Source organism: Paraburkholderia strydomiana, from assembly GCF_046030495.1.
Taxonomy (GTDB): Bacteria; Pseudomonadota; Gammaproteobacteria; order Burkholderiales; family Burkholderiaceae; genus Paraburkholderia; species Paraburkholderia strydomiana_A.
The window spans coordinates 225,716-241,737 of sequence record NZ_JAQQCJ010000011.1 but is presented as its reverse complement, the minus strand read 5'-3'; the positions used below and the strand labels follow the sequence as shown (position 1 = coordinate 241,737).

The 16,022-nt window shown below is 65.2% G+C and carries 14 protein-coding genes; 7 read left to right on the top strand and 7 right to left on the bottom strand.

The features are described from left to right. Positions 1-51: 51 nt before the first annotated feature. Positions 52-1,242: a tRNA guanosine(34) transglycosylase Tgt gene (tgt, locus tag PQQ53_RS17140; protein ID WP_408154708.1), complete on the bottom strand. Its 1,191-nt coding sequence runs from the start codon at positions 1,240-1,242 to the stop codon at positions 52-54. A gap of 193 nt (positions 1,243-1,435) precedes the next feature. Beyond that, positions 1,436-2,491 (bottom strand): tRNA preQ1(34) S-adenosylmethionine ribosyltransferase-isomerase QueA, encoded by a 1,056-nt coding sequence (queA, locus tag PQQ53_RS17135; protein ID WP_408143529.1) that lies wholly within the window; start codon positions 2,489-2,491, stop codon positions 1,436-1,438. A 160-nt stretch (positions 2,492-2,651) separates the two neighbouring features. On the opposite strand from queA, the gene recG reads away from it, so the two are divergent. The 7 genes from recG (at position 2,652) to ubiA (ending at position 10,054) form a co-directional block, all read left to right on the top strand. Further along, positions 2,652-5,066 (top strand): ATP-dependent DNA helicase RecG, encoded by a 2,415-nt coding sequence (recG, locus tag PQQ53_RS17130; RefSeq protein ID WP_408325013.1) that lies wholly within the window; start codon positions 2,652-2,654, stop codon positions 5,064-5,066. 133 nt (positions 5,067-5,199) lie between these two features. Next, positions 5,200-6,159, top strand: a complete 960-nt coding sequence (locus PQQ53_RS17125) for a LysR substrate-binding domain-containing protein (protein ID WP_168669736.1) — start codon at positions 5,200-5,202, stop codon at positions 6,157-6,159. A gap of 232 nt (positions 6,160-6,391) precedes the next feature. Then, a complete protein-coding gene (locus tag PQQ53_RS17120; protein ID WP_408154713.1) occupies positions 6,392-6,529 on the top strand; it encodes a hypothetical protein in 138 nt (45 codons plus the stop codon). A 67-nt stretch (positions 6,530-6,596) separates the two neighbouring features. After that, positions 6,597-8,051 carry a catalase gene (locus PQQ53_RS17115; RefSeq protein ID WP_408325011.1) on the top strand — a complete coding sequence of 485 codons (1,455 nt, stop codon included), beginning with the start codon at positions 6,597-6,599 and terminating at the stop codon, positions 8,049-8,051. Positions 8,052-8,132: 81 nt separating this feature from the next. Next, positions 8,133-8,306 carry a hypothetical protein gene (locus PQQ53_RS17110; protein WP_408143536.1) on the top strand — a complete coding sequence of 58 codons (174 nt, stop codon included), beginning with the start codon at positions 8,133-8,135 and terminating at the stop codon, positions 8,304-8,306. Positions 8,307-8,459: 153 nt separating this feature from the next. Then, a complete protein-coding gene (locus PQQ53_RS17105) occupies positions 8,460-8,954 on the top strand; it encodes a Dps family protein (protein ID WP_408143538.1) in 495 nt (164 codons plus the stop codon). A gap of 236 nt (positions 8,955-9,190) precedes the next feature. After that, positions 9,191-10,054: a 4-hydroxybenzoate octaprenyltransferase gene (ubiA, locus tag PQQ53_RS17100; protein ID WP_408143539.1), complete on the top strand. Its 864-nt coding sequence runs from the start codon at positions 9,191-9,193 to the stop codon at positions 10,052-10,054. 364 nt (positions 10,055-10,418) lie between these two features. Here ubiA and proC read toward each other — a convergent pair whose 3' ends face one another. The 5 genes from proC to PQQ53_RS17075 form a co-directional block, all read right to left on the bottom strand. Then, complete coding sequence (gene proC, locus PQQ53_RS17095) at positions 10,419-11,234, bottom strand: pyrroline-5-carboxylate reductase (RefSeq protein WP_408325009.1); 816 nt, start codon at positions 11,232-11,234, stop codon at positions 10,419-10,421. Positions 11,235-11,282: 48 nt separating this feature from the next. Further along, a complete protein-coding gene (locus PQQ53_RS17090) occupies positions 11,283-11,981 on the bottom strand; it encodes a YggS family pyridoxal phosphate-dependent enzyme (protein ID WP_408325007.1) in 699 nt (232 codons plus the stop codon). Positions 11,982-12,020: 39 nt separating this feature from the next. Then, the gene (gene glcF / locus PQQ53_RS17085; RefSeq protein ID WP_408325006.1) at positions 12,021-13,247 is read right to left on the bottom strand and encodes a glycolate oxidase subunit GlcF; all 1,227 of its coding nucleotides are present in this window, start codon (positions 13,245-13,247) and stop codon (positions 12,021-12,023) included. Positions 13,248-13,255: 8 nt separating this feature from the next. Then, complete coding sequence (gene glcE, locus PQQ53_RS17080) at positions 13,256-14,344, bottom strand: glycolate oxidase subunit GlcE (protein WP_408143547.1); 1,089 nt, start codon at positions 14,342-14,344, stop codon at positions 13,256-13,258. A gap of 140 nt (positions 14,345-14,484) precedes the next feature. Then, positions 14,485-15,978 carry an FAD-linked oxidase C-terminal domain-containing protein gene (locus PQQ53_RS17075; RefSeq protein WP_408325005.1) on the bottom strand — a complete coding sequence of 498 codons (1,494 nt, stop codon included), beginning with the start codon at positions 15,976-15,978 and terminating at the stop codon, positions 14,485-14,487. Positions 15,979-16,022 lie beyond the last annotated feature (44 nt).

The following is a 16,022-nucleotide window of genomic DNA, read 5'->3' as shown; positions in this document are numbered from 1 at the left end:
GGGGGCGGGGGGGGGGTTTTTGGTTGGCTCCCCCCCCCCCCCCGGACCCTGTCAGGGCGCCTGTTCGACGCCGCGCGCGCGGTTCTCGTGGAAGCGTTTGCGGAACGGCTCGAACATCTTCGCGTCGATCGCGTCGCGCATTTCCTGCATCAGTTCGAGGTAGTAGTGCAGGTTGTGGATCGTATTCAGCTGCGCGCCGAGGATTTCGCCGACACGGTGCAGGTGGTGCAGGTAGCCGCGCGTGAAATTGCGGCAGGTGTAGCAGCCGCATTGCTCGTCGAGCGGGCGCAGCGAGTTCCTGTGCGTGGCGTTGCGGATCTTGATGTCGCCGAAACGCGTGAACAGCCAGCCGTTGCGCGCGTTGCGGGTCGGCATCACGCAATCGAACATGTCGACGCCGGCAGCGACCCCGGCCACCAGATCTTCCGGCGTGCCGACGCCCATCAGATAGTGCGGCTTGTCGGCAGGCAGCTTCGGGCCGATGTGGTTCAGCACGCGCATCATGTCTTCCTTCGGCTCGCCGACCGACAGGCCGCCGATCGCGAGGCCGTGGAAGTCCATTTCCGCGAGACCCGCGAGCGACTCGTCGCGCAGGTCCTCGAACATGCCGCCCTGGACGATGCCGAACAGCGCGTTCGGATTGCCGAGCCGCCTGAACTCGTCGATCGAGCGCTGCGCCCAGCGCATCGACATGCGCATCGAGTCGGCTGCATCCTTGTGCGAGGTCGGCACGTTGTTGGTCGCGTACGGCGTGCATTCGTCGAACTGCATGACGATGTCCGAGTTGAGCACCTTCTGAACCTGCATCGACACTTCCGGCGACAGGAACAGCTTGTCGCCGTTGATCGGCGACGCGAACGTGACGCCGTCTTCGGTGATCTTGCGCAGGTCGCCGAGCGAGAATACCTGGAAGCCGCCGGAGTCCGTCAGGATCGGCTTCTTCCAGCCCATGAAGCCGTGCAGGCCGCCGTGGGCTTCGATGGTTTCCAGACCGGGGCGCAGCCACAGGTGGAAGGTGTTGCCCAGAATGATCTGCGCGTGCATTTCTTCCAGTTCGCGCGGCTGGACCGCCTTCACCGTACCGTAGGTGCCGACCGGCATGAAGATCGGCGTTTCCACCACGCCGTGATTCAGCGTGACGCGCCCGCGCCGCGCCTGGCCGTCGGTGCCAAGCAGTTCGAATTTGAGGCCGTTGGCGGGGCGCTCGGTGGTGGTCTCTTGCGATTGATGACCGAGGGTCATTGAGTAACTCCTGGGCTACCGGAAAACAGTCCGGCGCGAATGTTGAAGCGGACTTCGGATGGGTGATTCTGCATCGGACCGGGAAAGCGCTAAAAGCGCTGACTCTGATCGACAACCCCAAACGTTGAAATGCCGCCGCGAATGTTCACGGCGGCGAGGGAACTGCAAAAACTTCAATACGGCCAGGCTGTTTTCAGACGTCGCGGCGCGTCAGCAGCATCGCATCGCCGTAGCTGAAGAACCGGTAACGCTCTTCGATCGCATGACGGTACGCCGCGCGAATCGTCTCGACGCCGGCGAACGCCGACACCAGCATCAGCAACGTCGACTTCGGCAAGTGGAAATTCGTCACCAGCCGGTCGACCACGCGGAATGTGTAGCCTGGCGTGATGAAAATGTCGGTTTCCGTGCTGGCTGCAGCGAGCGGCCGGCCGGCGGCTTCGGCGTCGCGCGCGGCGGCTTCGAGCGCGCGCATCGAGGTCGTGCCCACCGCGATCACGCGATTGCCGCGCGCCTTGGTCGCCGCGATCCTGTCGGCGAGCGACTGCGGCAGGTGATACCACTCGCTGTGCATCTTGTGCTCGGCGAGATTCTCAACCCGCACCGGCTGGAACGTGCCCGCGCCGACGTGCAGCGTCAGCGTCGCGCGTTGCACGCCGCGGGCGTCGAGTTGCGCGAGCAGCGCGTCATCGAAATGCAGTCCGGCGGTGGGTGCCGCGACCGCGCCGGGATTCTGCGCGAACACGGTTTGATAACGGGTCTCGTCGGTCGAATCGGGATCGTGCTCGATGTACGGCGGCAGCGGCAGGCGGCCGAACTGCTCGATCAGCGTCAGGCAGTCGTCGGGGAAGTGCAGCGTGTAGAACGGCTCGACCCGCTCGCCGAGGGTAACGTCGAACGCGTCCGCGAGACGGATCGTGGTGCCCGGCTGCGGGCTCTTGCTCGCGCGAATCTGCGCGAGCGCCGTGCGCTCGCCGGTGAGGCGCTCCACCAGCACCTCGACCTTGCCGCCACTGGCCTTCTGGCCGAGAAAGCGCGCCTTCAGGACTTTGGTATCGTTGAAGACCAGCAGATCGCCGGGCGCGATGCACTCGGGCAGCTCGGCGAAGCGGCGGTCAATCAGACGCGCGGCGTCGGCGCCGCCGGTGTTGTTCACCTCGAGCAGACGGCTGGCGCTGCGCTCGGGCAGGGCGACTTGCGCGATCAGCTCGGGCGGCAAATCGAAATCGAAATCGGAAAGCGTAAACATGCGAACGACTGGAAGCGAATTGAGACTGAATTGAGCCGAAGCCGGAGCCGGGCGGCTATGATTGCGGGACGCCAGAGCGGCCCGCTAGCCCACGCGCCTGCGGTGAAACCCGTCGGCGGCGAACCCTTTGACAGCCGATATTGTACTTGCGAAGCAGCCCATGCCTTTGTCCGACCGCCGTTTGCCCTCCGCTACCGATGAAGTGAGCGCCGAACCGAAGCGCCGCGTCGCGCGAGGCAACGCGGCGCAGCAGGTGAGCGAGGCCGGGGCGGGCGCGACGCTGGAGAGCGAAAAGGTCGTGTCGCAAGAGGGCCAGGCCGGCGACGAACCAGCCGCATCACCCGGCGCGACAGCACCGTTCGGCGCGGCCGACCCCTTCGGCGACAAGCCCGCCGGCACGTCCACGCCGAAGTCCGCCGCTAAACCTGCCGCTAAACCCGCCGGCAAGGCCGCCGCGAGGGGCGCCGAGAAAGGCGCCGATGAAGGCACGGAAAAACGCGCAACCAAGCCCCCCGTCAAAACCGCCGACAAGCTCGCCAAACTCGGCCTCACGCGCGCCATCGACCTCGTGCTGCATCTGCCGATGCGCTACGAAGACGAAACTTCGCTGACGCCGATCGGCCATCTGCTGCCCGGCGGCATCGCGCAAACCGAAGGTGTGGTGTTCGACAACGAGATCGCCTATCGCCCGCGCCGTCAGTTGCTGGTGAAGCTGCACGACGACGCCGGCGACGAACTCGTCCTGCGCTTTCTGAACTTCTACGGCTCGCAGGTCAAGCAGATGGCGATCGGCGCGCGGCTGCGGGTGCGCGGCGACGTGCGTGGCGGCTTCTTCGGCATGGAGATGGTGCATCCGGCCGTGCGCGTGGTCGACGAGGACACGCCGCTGCCGCAGGCGCTGACGCCCGTCTACCCGAGCACTGCGGGCGTTACGCAGGCCTATCTGCGCAAGGCGATCGACAACGCCTTGTCGCGCACGTCGTTGCCGGAGTTGCTGCCCGAGCCGGTCGCGCGGGCGCACCTCCAGCCGCTTGGCGTGCCATCGCTGATGGATGCCGTGCGCACGCTGCACCATCCCGGCGTGCAGTCCGACGAGACCGCGCTGATCGACGGCACGCATCCGGCGTGGGTGCGCATCAAGTTCGAGGAGCTGCTCGCGCAACAGATGTCGCTCAAGCGCGCGCACGACGAGCGCCGCACCCGTGCCGCGCCCGCCATGCCGCGCCGCAAGCAGGGCGACGAGTCGGCCCTGGTGGCGCGTCTGCTGAAGGCGCTGCCGTTTTCGCTGACCAGGGCGCAGGAGCGCGTCGGCGGTGAGATCGCCCTCGATCTGACCCAGCCGCATCCGATGCAGCGGCTGCTGCAGGGCGACGTCGGCAGCGGCAAGACGATCGTCGCCGCGTTGGCCGCCGCGCAGGCCATCGACGCCGGCTATCAGGCCGCGCTGATGGCGCCGACCGAAATCCTCGCCGAGCAGCACGCGCGCAAATTGCGTGGCTGGCTGGAGCCGCTCGGCGTGAGCGTCGCGTGGCTGGCGGGCAGTCTGAAGACCAAAGAGAAGCGCGCCGCGCTCGAAGCCGCCGCGCTCGGCACCGCGCAACTCGTGATCGGCACGCACGCGATCATTCAGGACGCGGTGGAGTTCGCCCGCCTCGGGCTCGTGATCGTCGACGAGCAGCACCGCTTCGGCGTCGCGCAACGGCTCGCGCTGCGCGCCAAGGCGCTCAACGCCGCCGACGGCGCGCGCGACTTCCAGCCGCATCAGCTGATGATGTCCGCGACGCCGATTCCGCGCACGCTCGCGATGACCTACTACGCCGACCTCGACGTCTCGACCATCGACGAATTGCCGCCGGGCCGCACGCCGATCCTGACCAAGCTGGTTTCCGACGCACGGCGCGAGGAAGTGATCGGCCGGGTGCGCGAGGCGGCGCTGACCGGGCGTCAGGTGTACTGGGTGTGTCCGCTGATCGAGGAAAGCGAGACCTTGCAATTGCAGACCGCGGTGGAGACCTACGAGACGCTGGTGGCCGCGCTGCCCGAGCTGAAGGTCGGCCTCGTGCATGGACGCCTCGCCCCCGCCGAGAAGGCCGCGGTCATGGACGCGTTCACCCGCAACGAGGTGCAGCTGCTGGTCGCGACGACGGTGATCGAAGTGGGCGTCGACGTGCCGAATGCGTCGCTGATGGTGATCGAGCATGCGGAGCGCTTCGGCCTCGCCCAACTGCACCAGCTACGCGGACGGGTGGGGCGCGGCAGTGCTGCGTCGGTGTGCGTCCTGCTTTATACCGGGCCGTTGTCGATGACCGCGCGCGCGCGCCTGCAGACCATGCGCGAAACGACGGACGGCTTCGAGATCGCGCGGCGCGACCTCGAGATTCGTGGGCCGGGGGAGTTTCTGGGCGCGCGCCAGTCGGGCGCGGCGATGCTGCGGTTCGCCGATCTCGAAAACGACCAGTGGCTGATCGAACCCGCGCGCGAGGCGGCCGCGGTGTTGCTCGAAGAGTATCCGGACGTGGTGCTGCAGCATCTGGCGCGGTGGCTCGGGGCGCGTGAGCACTATCTGAAAGCGTGAAGCGGCTTTGACTTCGATTGGAAAGCCGCTGCTGCATGGCTCGCGCGCCAGTCCCGAAACAAGAGGTGGCGAACCGACCCCATAGGGTGTATAACTAGAACCTATCGAATTCATTGCACTGATTGGTCCCCCAATGACGCTCACCGAATTGAAATACATCGTGGCGGTTGCCCGCGAGCGGCACTTCGGCCGGGCCGCCGAAGCGTGTTTCGTCAGCCAACCGACGTTGTCGGTCGCGATCAAGAAGCTCGAAGACGAGCTGAATGTGCAGATCTTCGAGCGCGGCACCAGCGAGGTCAGTGTGACGCCGATCGGCGAACAGATCGTCACGCAGGCGCAGCGCGTGCTCGAACAGACGCTCGCCATCAAGGAAATCGCCAAGCAGGGCAAGGACCCGCTGGTCGGGCCGCTGCGGCTCGGCGTGATCTATACGATCGGACCGTACCTGCTGCCCACGCTCGTCAAGCAGATGATCAAGCGCGTCCCGCAAATGCCCTTGATGCTGCAGGAAAATTACACGCTCAAGCTGATCGAACTGCTCAAACAGGGTGAAATCGACGTCGCCATCATGGCGTTGCCGTTTCCCGAAACCGGTTTGATGCTGCGCCCACTGTACGACGAGCCGTTCGTCGTCGCGCTGCCGTCGGGCCATGCGTGGGAAAACCGTCAGAAAATCGACGCCGACGACCTGAAGCAGGAAACCATGCTGCTGCTCGGCAGCGGCCACTGCTTCCGCGATCACGTGCTGGGCGTGTGCCCGGAACTGATGCGTTTTTCGCAGAACGCGGACGGTATCCAGAAGACCTTCGAAGGGTCGTCGCTGGAGACCATTCGCCATATGGTCGCGAGCGGCGTCGGGATCACCGTGCTGCCGCGCATGTCGGTGCATGAGGTCAAGCCGCACGCGGGCGGCATCGATGCGGGCCTGCTCAGCTATGTCGCGTTCGACGAGCCCGTGCCGGACCGCCGCGTCGTGCTCGCATGGCGCAAGAGCTTCACGCGCATGCCCGCGATCGACGCTATTTGCGACGCGATCAGCGCCTGCGACCTGCCGGGCGTCAAGAAGCTCGATCTGCCGGTCGCGGTCAACTAAGGTTCCAATCTCTTTCCTCTCTGTACCCGGTCGGCGCTTCTGGCCGACCGCCGGGACGGCGCACGCCTCGCGCGCGCGGCAATCTTGCGCGCCGCAGTCCCGCACCTGTCTCAGGCCTGCCTTGCGCCTATTAAATAGATAAAATTAATCAAACACAAATATTTAATAGCATTGATATAGTTTCCCCCATGGATCGCCCGATCCCTTATTCGATAAGGCCCAGGAGGAAGTCATGATGCAACCGAACCCGCAGCAAATTCACGCGCTTGTCGCCCAACCGGCTGCGACAGCCGTTCGCGCGACAACTTCGGCGCCGAGCATGCGCACCGTCGCGTTGTCGTTGCTGGTCGATCGGGCCTTGTCCGCTTAACGCAGCGGCTTGCGCCATCCATGCCGCGTCTGTCCCCCTCTTTCAATAAAGATCACAGGAGTTACCCATGTCCGAACGCAAGCTCACCAATGCTGCCGGCGCACCGATCGCCGACAACCAGAATTCGATGACCGCCGGCCCGCGCGGCCCGGTCGTGCTGCAAGACGTCTGGCTGCTCGAAAAGCTCGCTCACTTCGACCGCGAAGTGATTCCCGAGCGCCGCGTTCACGCCAAGGGTTCGGGCGCATTCGGTACGCTGAAGGTCACGCACGACATCTCGCGCTACACGAAGGCGAAGGTGTTCGCGGCAGTCGGCAAGGAAACGCCGCTTTTCATGCGCTTTTCGACGGTGGCGGGCGAGCGCGGCGCGGCCGACGCCGAGCGGGACGTGCGCGGTTTCTCGATCAAGTTCTACACCGAAGAGGGCAACTGGGACGTGGTCGGCAATAACACGCCGGTGTTCTTCATCCGTGATCCGCTGAAGTTTCCGGACTTCATTCATACGCAGAAGCGTGACCCGTACACCAACATGCGCAGCAACGTCGCCGCGTGGGACTTCTGGTCGCGTCATCCGGAGTCGCTGCATCAGGTGACGATTCTGATGAGCGACCGCGGCATTCCGAAGAGCTATCGGCAGATGCATGGCTTCGGATCGCACACGTACTCGTTCATCAACGCGAACAACGAGCGCTTCTGGGTCAAGTTCCACTTCAAGTCGATGCAAGGTATCGAGAACTTCACCGATGCCGAAGCGGCGCAGGTGGTCGCGCAGGACCGTGAAAGCGCGCAGCGCGATCTGGTCGGCAACATCGATGCGGGCAACTTCCCGGCATGGCGCTTCGCGATTCAGGTGATGCCGGAAGCGGACGCGGCGAACTATCGCTTCAATCCGTTCGACGTCACGAAGGTGTGGTCGCAGAAGGACTATCCGCTGATCGACGTCGGCACGATCGAGCTGAACCGCAACGCGGCGAACTATTTCGCGGACGTCGAGCAAGCCGCATTCACGCCGGCGAATGTGGTGCCGGGTATCGGCTTTTCGCCGGACCGTCTGTTGCAAGGGCGCCTGTTCTCGTACGGCGACACGCAGCGCTATCGCCTCGGTGTCAATCACCATCAGATTCCGGTGAATGCGCCGCGCGTGCCGAGCCCGCATTCGTTCCATCGCGACGGCGCGCTGCGCACGGACGGCAACCTCGGCGGCAACGTGAACTACGAGCCGAACCGTTTCGGCGACTTCGCGCAGGACGCGAACGCGTCCGAGCCGCCACTCGCGGCGGGCGCCGTGGATCGCTACGATCATCGCGCGGACGACGACTACTACACGCAGCCGGGCATGCTGTTCGCGCTGTTCGACGCGGCCCAGCGCCAGCGTCTGTTCGGCAACATCGCGCGTCACATCAACGGTGTGCCGCGGGATATCGTCGCGCGTCAGATCGAGCATTTCCGCCGCGCCGACCCGGCCTATGCGGAAGGCGTGAGCGCCGCGCTGGCCGAACTGGCGGAAAGCGGCAAGAAATAAGCAACGTGAGTTGAAGCAAGGCAGCAAAGCGGGGCGCAGCGGCGTCCCGCCGGTATCGATACGAATCGCGGGAGTTCGATCATGATTCAGACGATGATGGCCACGCCTGGCGGTTCGCCGGCAGCACGAGGCGTACAACGGCAGCAGACACTTACGCGGGCATCCAGCGTGCGCAAGGCAACCGGGTTCGCGATCGTCGCGAGCGGCTGGGCGGTGCTCGTCGCGCAGGCGCTGCAACACATGCTGGGCGGTTGATCGCAGTCAGCCCGTCAAAGCGGCAAGTGGCCACGTGTCACGCGAACGCAGCAGATTTCCAGGCTAAACTGTCGAGCGTTCGATGTTTCGCGTTTGCCTTGCGCAAACCGTCACTTTGCCGACCGGTTCGTATCACTCTTCGAAGGAGTCATCATGGCCAAGAAAGAAGCCGCAGCCGTACAGCATGTCAATATCGGGATCAGCGATAAAGATCGCAAGAAGATTGCAGAAGGTCTGTCGCGTTTGCTCGCCGACACCTACACGTTGTACCTGAAGACCCACAACTTCCACTGGAACGTGACGGGTCCGATGTTCAACACGCTGCACCTGATGTTCGAAACGCAATACAACGAACTGGCGCTGGCCGTCGATTCGATCGCTGAACGGATTCGCGCGCTGGGCGTGCATGCGCCGGGCAGCTACAAGGATTTCGCGAAGCTGTCGTCGATTCCGGAAGCGGACGGCGTGCCGGCCGCGGAAGAAATGATTCGCCAGCTGGTGGAAGGCCAGGAAGCCGTGGTGCGCACCGCACGCGCGATTTTCCCGTCGACGGAAGCCGCCAACGACGAGCCGACCGCCGACCTGCTGACGCAACGCATGCAAACGCACGAAAAGACCGCGTGGATGCTGCGCTCGATGCTCGCTTGAGCGTCGCCGCTGCCGCGCGAGCGAGCCGCTCCTCTCAGGCGCCGACGTTGCGCTGCTTGCACTGAAATGGCACCAAGCCTCCCTTCGCGGGAGGCTTTGTTTTTTTCGCTACCGTTCAGCGACCCGGGCGGATGGCCAGGCTTTTCCGCGTGCGCCCGCGCGAAATCTGTCACCCGCGCGCATCCCGTAAAATAGCCGCAACGTCTCCGCACTTCACCGACTCCACCGATTTCGCCATGTTCGCCCGACTTCCCCTCTATCTGCGCCTCGTGCGCATGGACAAGCCGATCGGCAGCCTGCTGCTGCTGTGGCCGACACTCAACGCGCTGTGGATCGCGTCCGACGGACATCCGTCCTGGCCGCTGCTGGTGATCTTCACGGTGGGCACGGTGCTCATGCGCTCGGCGGGCTGCGCGATCAACGACTATGCGGATCGTGATTTCGACCGCTATGTGAAGCGCACTGAAAATCGGCCGATCACGTCGGGCAAGATCAAGGCGTGGGAAGCGGTGGCGCTGGCGGCCGGGTTGTCGCTGCTCGCGTTTCTGTTGATCCTGCCGCTGAACATGCTGACCAAGGAGCTTTCGGTGGCGGCGCTGTTCGTCGCCGGTTCGTATCCGTTCACCAAGCGGTTCTTCGCGATTCCGCAGGCGTATCTCGGCATCGCGTTCGGCTTCGGCATTCCGATGGCGTTCGCCGCGATTCAGGATCACGTGCCGATGCTCGCGTGGGTGATGCTGCTCGCCAACGTGTTCTGGTCGGTCGCGTACGACACCGAATACGCGATGGTCGACCGCGACGACGACATCAAGATCGGCATCCGCACGTCAGCGCTCACGTTCGGCCGCTTCGACGTGGCTGCGATCATGCTGTGCTATGCGGTGACGCTCGGGATTTACGTCGGCATCGGTGTGATGCTCGGTTTCGGCGCGCTGTACTGGGTGGGTTGGGCCGCGGCGACGGCCTGCGCGATCTATCACTACACGCTGATCCGCAACCGCGAGCGGATGGCGTGCTTCGCCGCGTTCCGGCATAACAACTGGCTAGGCGGCGCGTTGTTTGCCGGGATCGCCGCGCATTACGCGGCGGCTTCGTTTTGATTCTTGCCGCGCGTCCGCAGTGCAGTATTTTGGTTCCGCGTGTAGCGTGCGCCGTAGAGAGTTCCGGCGGAGTCGCAGCGGACTGTAGCGGACTGGCAGCAATGGGCTGCGTGATGGAGCGAAGCGCTGCGTCTTTTTAGTTCCGCAGTGCTTCGTTCTCGCTCTTCCTGCAGATAAGCGCGGCCGCTTCGCCAACTCGCGAGCGGTGCCCGACGGCGTACTTCCTTTCTCGTCAGCCATAAGCGTTGGCAAACACGGTGCAGCTAAAGCCTGGTCAATCGCGGCTCTAACCGCGGTGCCGCTAAAGCTTGGTCAAACGCGGCAGCCCACCAGGCTGCCGCTAACGCACCACCATCAAGCGCACTTACTGCTTGCCGAACTCCTCGCCCATTTCCTTCGCACGCGCATCGGCGGCGAGCGCGCCGCGCACGATCGCGTCCTTGATGCCGCTCGCGTCGAACGACGTCAGCGCTGCGGCGGTCGTACCGCCCTTCGAAGTCACGCGTTCGCGCAGCACGCTCGGCGGCTCGTCCGAATTCGCCGCCAGTTGCGCCGCGCCGGTGAAGGTCGCGACGGCCAACGCGCGGCCCTGCGCTTCATCCATGCCGAGCTGGCGCGCGGCTTCCTGCAGCGCTTCGATGAAATAGAACACGTAGGCCGGACCGCTGCCCGAGATCGCGGTGACGGCGTCGATTTTCGCTTCGTCGTCGAACCAGACGGTTTCGCCCACCGCGCCGAGCACCTGCGACGCGAGCGCGCGGCCCGCTTCGTCGACGCTGCCGGTCGCGACGAGGCCCGTCACACCCATGCCGATCAGCGCCGGCGTATTCGGCATCACGCGCACGATGCGGCCGTGGCCGTTCAGCCAGCGCGACATGTCGCCCATGCGAATACCCGCGACGATGCTGATCGCCAGTTGCGACGCCTTCAGATGCGGCGCCAGCGCTTGAGCGACGCTCTTCAGGATCTGCGGTTTCACCGCCAGCACGATGGCGTCGTACCCGGCGAGCGCGGCGTCCGCGCCCGCACCGGTGCGGATGCCGAACTGCTGCTCATTGCGCTTGCGCGCGTCTTCGTTGGGATCGATCGCGTAGAGGTCCGCAGGCGCGACGCCGCGCTTGATGAGGCCGCCGATCAACGCCGCAGCCATGTTGCCGCCGCCGATAAAAGCAATTTTCATGATGGTCCGAATGAGTTTCGGTGAAGAGCCTGGACAGGCCCGGAAAGGTCAGTGAGCGTAATCCCGCGCGCCGAAGATCGCGGTGCCGACTCGCACGATTGTCGCGCCTTCGAGCACGGCTGCTTCGAGGTCACTCGACATGCCCATCGACAGCGTGTCGAGTTCGAGTCCGTCGTCGCGCAGACGCTCGAACAACTCGCGCAGCTGGCGATGGGGCGCGCGTTGCGCATCGATATCGCCCGCCGGTTCGGGAATCGACATCAGCCCGCGCAAATTCAGTTTCGGCAGCGCGGCGATTTCCTGCGCGACTTCGACCGCTTCGGCAATGCCGACGCCGCTCTTGGATGCCTCGCCGCTGACGTTGACCTGCAGGCACACGTTCAGCGGCGGCAGATGGTCAGGGCGCTGCTCGGACAGACGCTGCGCGATCTTCAGGCGATCGACCGAATGTACCCAGTCGAAATGTTCGGCGACCGGCCGCGTCTTGTTCGATTGCAAGGGGCCGATGAAATGCCATTCGAGCGACGCGCGCAGATCGGCGAGCGACTCGATCTTGGCGAGCGCCTCCTGCACGTAGTTCTCGCCGAACTCGCGCTGGCCGGCAGCATGAACCGCGCGCACGTCTTCGGCGGGGAAGGTCTTCGAGACCGCGAGCAGCGTCACCGAACGCGCATCGCGTCCGGCCGAGTGTGCGGCCGCGGCGATGCGCTGCCGCACCGCTTCGAGGTTGTGAATCAGATCGGGCATGGAACGTAACCGGTGGTTCAGCGAAAAGCGATGACCCGATTATACGGACAGCATGTGCTCGACCAATTCAATCCAATGCGCGACCGGCGTCGATGTGCCGCTTTGCAGATGCGCGATGCAGCCGACGTTCGCCGATACGATCACCTGCGGCTCCTGCGCCTGCAGCCGTTCGAGCTTCTGATCGCGCAGTGCGTACGACAGCTTCGGCTGCGTCAGCGAGTAGGTGCCGGCCGAGCCGCAGCAAAGATGACTATCGACGGGCAGGCGCACTTCGACGCCGAGCGCGGTGAGCAGATGCTCGACCTTGCCGCGCACCTGCTGGCCATGCTGCAGCGTGCAGGGCGGATGGAACGCCACCGTATGCACCGAGCGGCGGCGCGTGACGGCGGTGAGCGCTTCCTCGAACTCGGGCAGGATCTCCGAAATGTCGCGCGTCAATTCGACGATGCGGCGCGCCTTCTCCGCATAGGCCGGATCGTGGCGCAGCAGGTGCGCGTATTCCTTGACCGTCGCGCCGCAGCCGGACGCGTTCATCACGATCGCCTCCGCACCCTGTTCGACGTACGGCCACCATGCGTCGATATTGGCGCGCAGGTCGTCGAGCGCTTCGTCGTTGTAGCCCAGATGCAGACGGATCGCGCCGCAGCAGCCGGCGTCGGGCGCGATCACCGTTTCGACGCCGAGCGCATCGAGCACGCGCGCCGTGGCGATGTTCACGTTCGGCATCATCGACGGTTGCACGCAACCCGCGAGCATCAGCATCTTGCGCTCATGTTTCGCGGTGGGCCATTCGAGCGGTCGCTGGCGTGCGGGCACCTTGTCGCGCAGTTTCTTCGGCAGCACGCGGCGAAAGTGCTGGCCCAGGCGCATGGTCGGCGTGAAGACCGCGCTGTTCGGGACGACGCTCGCCAGCAGCCGCCGCACCAGGCGCTGACCGAGCGGGCGCGTGACTTTTTCTTCGGTGAGCTTGCGGCCGATTTCCACCAGCCGGCCGTATTGCACGCCGGACGGGCAGGTCGTTTCGCAATTGCGGCAGGTCAGGCACCGGTCGAGGTGAAGCTGGGTACTGCGCGTGACCGGCGCGCCTTCGACCATCTGCTTGATCAGGTAGATGCGCCCGCGCGGGCCATCGAGTTCGTCGCCGAGCAACTGGTAGGTCGGGCAGGTGGCCGTGCAGAAACCGCAATGCACGCAATTGCGCAGGATGGCGTCGGCTTCGTCGCCATCGGGCGTATTGCGAATGAAGTCCGCGAGGTTGGTTTGCATCGCGTCGCTCAGAAGTCGGGGTAGAGACGGCCGCGATTGAAGATGCGGGCCGGGTCGAAAGCGCTTTTCAGGCCGCGATGGATTTTCATCAGCGGCGCGGGCAGCGGTGTGAACACGCCGGCGCTGCGGTCGTAACCGTGGCCGGTGCGGAAGATCGTGGCATGACCGCCGGCCTGTTTCGCGCTGATGCGCACGGTTTGTGCGTCGGTGTCGGTGATCCACCAGCGCTGGCCGCCGCCCCATTCCATCAGTTGCGCGCCGGGCAGTTGCAAAGGTTCGGTGATCGACGGCAGCGCAAGACGCCAGAGCGCGGCCTTCGGCGGAATGGCCGCGAAGAACGAGTCGGTCTGCTCGCGCAGGCCGGCCCAGAAACGCTCCGCTTCGACCGCATCGACGACTTCGCCGCCGAGCGACGTGCGCGCCGACTTGACCGCCGCTTCGGCGCCCGCGAGGCGCACGGCGAGCGTGCCGTGACGCCACGCGCTCGCGGTGATCGGCAGCGGACGGCCGCCCCATTCGTTCAGCTTACGGACCGCGTCAGTGCCGTTCATGTCGAACTTGAGCGTGGCTTCGGCCTGCGGCAGCGGCAGCACCTTGATCGACAATTCGAGGATCAGGCCGAGCGTGCCGAGCGAGCCGGCCATCAGACGCGAGACGTCGTAACCGGCGACGTTCTTCACCACCTGGCCGCCGAAATGCAGTTTCTGGCCCTGACCGTTCATGATGACCGCGCCGAGCACGAAGTCACGCGCCGCGCCTGCGGCAGGGCGGCGCGGCCCGGCGATGCCGGCCGCGATGCAGCCGCCGAAGGTGGCCTGCGGGCCGAAGTGCGGCGGCTCGAAGGCAAGCATCTGATCGTGTTCGGCGAGCGCGGCTTCGATCTCCAGCAGGGGCGTGCCCGCGCGCGCGGTGATGACCAGCTCCGCCGGATCGTACGCGATGATGCCGCGATAAGCGCGCGTGTCGAGGATGTCACCTTCCAGCGTCTGACCATACCAGTCTTTGGTGCCGCCGCCACGGATGCGCAACGCGCGTCCCTCGGCGCTGGCCGAACGCACGCGTTCCGACCATACGGCGACGATGTCGTCCTCTTCCATGGTGTCCTGCTTCGTTGTGTTTCGTTTGATTGTACCGGGCGGGGGCTCGCTGGCAACCAGGAGCGGACCCGCATCGGGTAATCTGGGTCGGGGACCGGGAAGCGCCGCCGCAGCGGCGTGGCCATGCGCTTTGCTTACCGCTAGAAGCGCGGTAGCTCGGGGTGAGGCAGCAAGCCGCCGCGCACGTGCATCTTGCCGTATTCGGCGCAGCGCGCTCGCGTGGGAATGCCCTTGTCCGGATTGAGCAGGCCGGGCGCGTCGAAGGCGCGCTTGACCGCGTGGAACGTGTCGCGCTCTTCGGGCGAAAACTGCACGCACATCGAGTTGATCTTCTCGATGCCGACGCCATGCTCGCCCGTCACCGTGCCGCCCAGTTCGACGCACGCTTCGAGGATATCGGACCCGAACGCCTCGGCGCGGTGCCACTCGTCCTGGTCGTTGCCGTTAAAGAGGATCAGCGGATGCATGTTGCCGTCGCCCGCATGGAAGACGTTGATGCAGCGCAGGCGGTAGGTCTGCTCCATCGCTTCGATGCGCGCGAGCAGCGGTCCGATACTGCGGCGCGGCACGGTGCCGTCCATGCAGTAGTAGTCCGGGGAGATGCGGCCGGCGGCCGGAAACGCGTTCTTGCGGCCGGACCAGAAGCGCAGCCGCTCCGCCTCTGACCGCGAAATCTGGATGCGCGTCGCGCCCTGTTCGCGCAGGACCGCGGTCATGCGCACGATTTCGTCGGCGACCTCCTCGGGCGTGCCGTCCGACTCGCACAGCAGGATCGCCGCCGCGTCGAGATCGTAGCCCGCTTTGACGAATTCCTCGACGGCGCGCGTGGCCGGTTTGTCCATCATCTCGAGGCCCGCCGGAATGATGCCCGCCGCGATGATGCAGGCGACCGCTTCGCCGCCTTTCACGACGTCGTCGAAACTGGCCATGATGACCTGTGCCATTTGCGGCTTCGGGATCAGTTTGACGGTGACTTCGGTGACGATCGCAAACATGCCCTCGCTGCCGATCAGTACCGCGAGCAGATCGAGACCAGGCGCGTCCGGTGCGAGCGAGCCGAATTCGACGATCTCGCCTTCCATCGTCACCGCGCGCACGCGCAGCACGTTGTGCACGGTGAGGCCGTACTTGAGGCAATGCACGCCGCCGGAATTTTCCGAAACGTTGCCGCCGATCGTGCAGGCGATCTGCGACGACGGGTCCGGCGCGTAGTACAGGCCGTACGGCGCCGCGGCTTCGGAGATCGACAGATTGCGCACGCCCGGTTGCACGGTGGCGGTTCGCGCGTACGAATCGACTTCGACGATTTTTCTGAAGCGCGCAAGCGACACCACGACGCCGTGACGGATCGGCATTGCGCCGCCGGACAGGCCGGTGCCCGCGCCGCGCGGCACGATCGGCACGTCGAGCCGGTGGCAGATCTGCACGATGCGCTGCACCTGCGATTCCGTCTCCGGCAACGCGACCGCGAGCGGTAGACGCCGGTATGCGGCGAGGCCGTCGCATTCGTAGGCGACGGTGTCTTCCTCGCGATACAGCAGACAGTGGGTCGGCAACACGGCCATCAGCGCCTGCACGACTTCGCGCTGGCGCTGGGCGAGTACTTCAGCCGTCAGTTCAGCGGGTGCGTTCATGTGACTTGTCTCCTCGTGCCTTTCGCCAAACTTGCTCTTGCTTC

What these genes read in the sequence shown, in the direction of transcription:
- tgt (WP_408154708.1), bottom strand. Translation starts at nt 1,242, where the DNA reads ATGACCCTCGGTCATCAATCGCAAGAGACCACCACCGAGCGCCCCGCC.
- queA (WP_408143529.1), bottom strand. Translation starts at nt 2,491, where the DNA reads ATGTTTACGCTTTCCGATTTCGATTTCGATTTGCCGCCCGAGCTGATC.
- recG (WP_408325013.1), top strand. Translation starts at nt 2,652, where the DNA reads ATGCCTTTGTCCGACCGCCGTTTGCCCTCCGCTACCGATGAAGTGAGC.
- PQQ53_RS17125 (WP_168669736.1), top strand. Translation starts at nt 5,200, where the DNA reads ATGACGCTCACCGAATTGAAATACATCGTGGCGGTTGCCCGCGAGCGG.
- PQQ53_RS17120 (WP_408154713.1), top strand. Translation starts at nt 6,392, where the DNA reads ATGATGCAACCGAACCCGCAGCAAATTCACGCGCTTGTCGCCCAACCG.
- PQQ53_RS17115 (WP_408325011.1), top strand. Translation starts at nt 6,597, where the DNA reads ATGTCCGAACGCAAGCTCACCAATGCTGCCGGCGCACCGATCGCCGAC.
- PQQ53_RS17110 (WP_408143536.1), top strand. Translation starts at nt 8,133, where the DNA reads ATGATTCAGACGATGATGGCCACGCCTGGCGGTTCGCCGGCAGCACGA.
- PQQ53_RS17105 (WP_408143538.1), top strand. Translation starts at nt 8,460, where the DNA reads ATGGCCAAGAAAGAAGCCGCAGCCGTACAGCATGTCAATATCGGGATC.
- ubiA (WP_408143539.1), top strand. Translation starts at nt 9,191, where the DNA reads ATGTTCGCCCGACTTCCCCTCTATCTGCGCCTCGTGCGCATGGACAAG.
- proC (WP_408325009.1), bottom strand. Translation starts at nt 11,234, where the DNA reads ATGAAAATTGCTTTTATCGGCGGCGGCAACATGGCTGCGGCGTTGATC.
- PQQ53_RS17090 (WP_408325007.1), bottom strand. Translation starts at nt 11,981, where the DNA reads ATGCCCGATCTGATTCACAACCTCGAAGCGGTGCGGCAGCGCATCGCC.
- glcF (WP_408325006.1), bottom strand. Translation starts at nt 13,247, where the DNA reads ATGCAAACCAACCTCGCGGACTTCATTCGCAATACGCCCGATGGCGAC.
- glcE (WP_408143547.1), bottom strand. Translation starts at nt 14,344, where the DNA reads ATGGAAGAGGACGACATCGTCGCCGTATGGTCGGAACGCGTGCGTTCG.
- PQQ53_RS17075 (WP_408325005.1), bottom strand. Translation starts at nt 15,978, where the DNA reads ATGAACGCACCCGCTGAACTGACGGCTGAAGTACTCGCCCAGCGCCAG.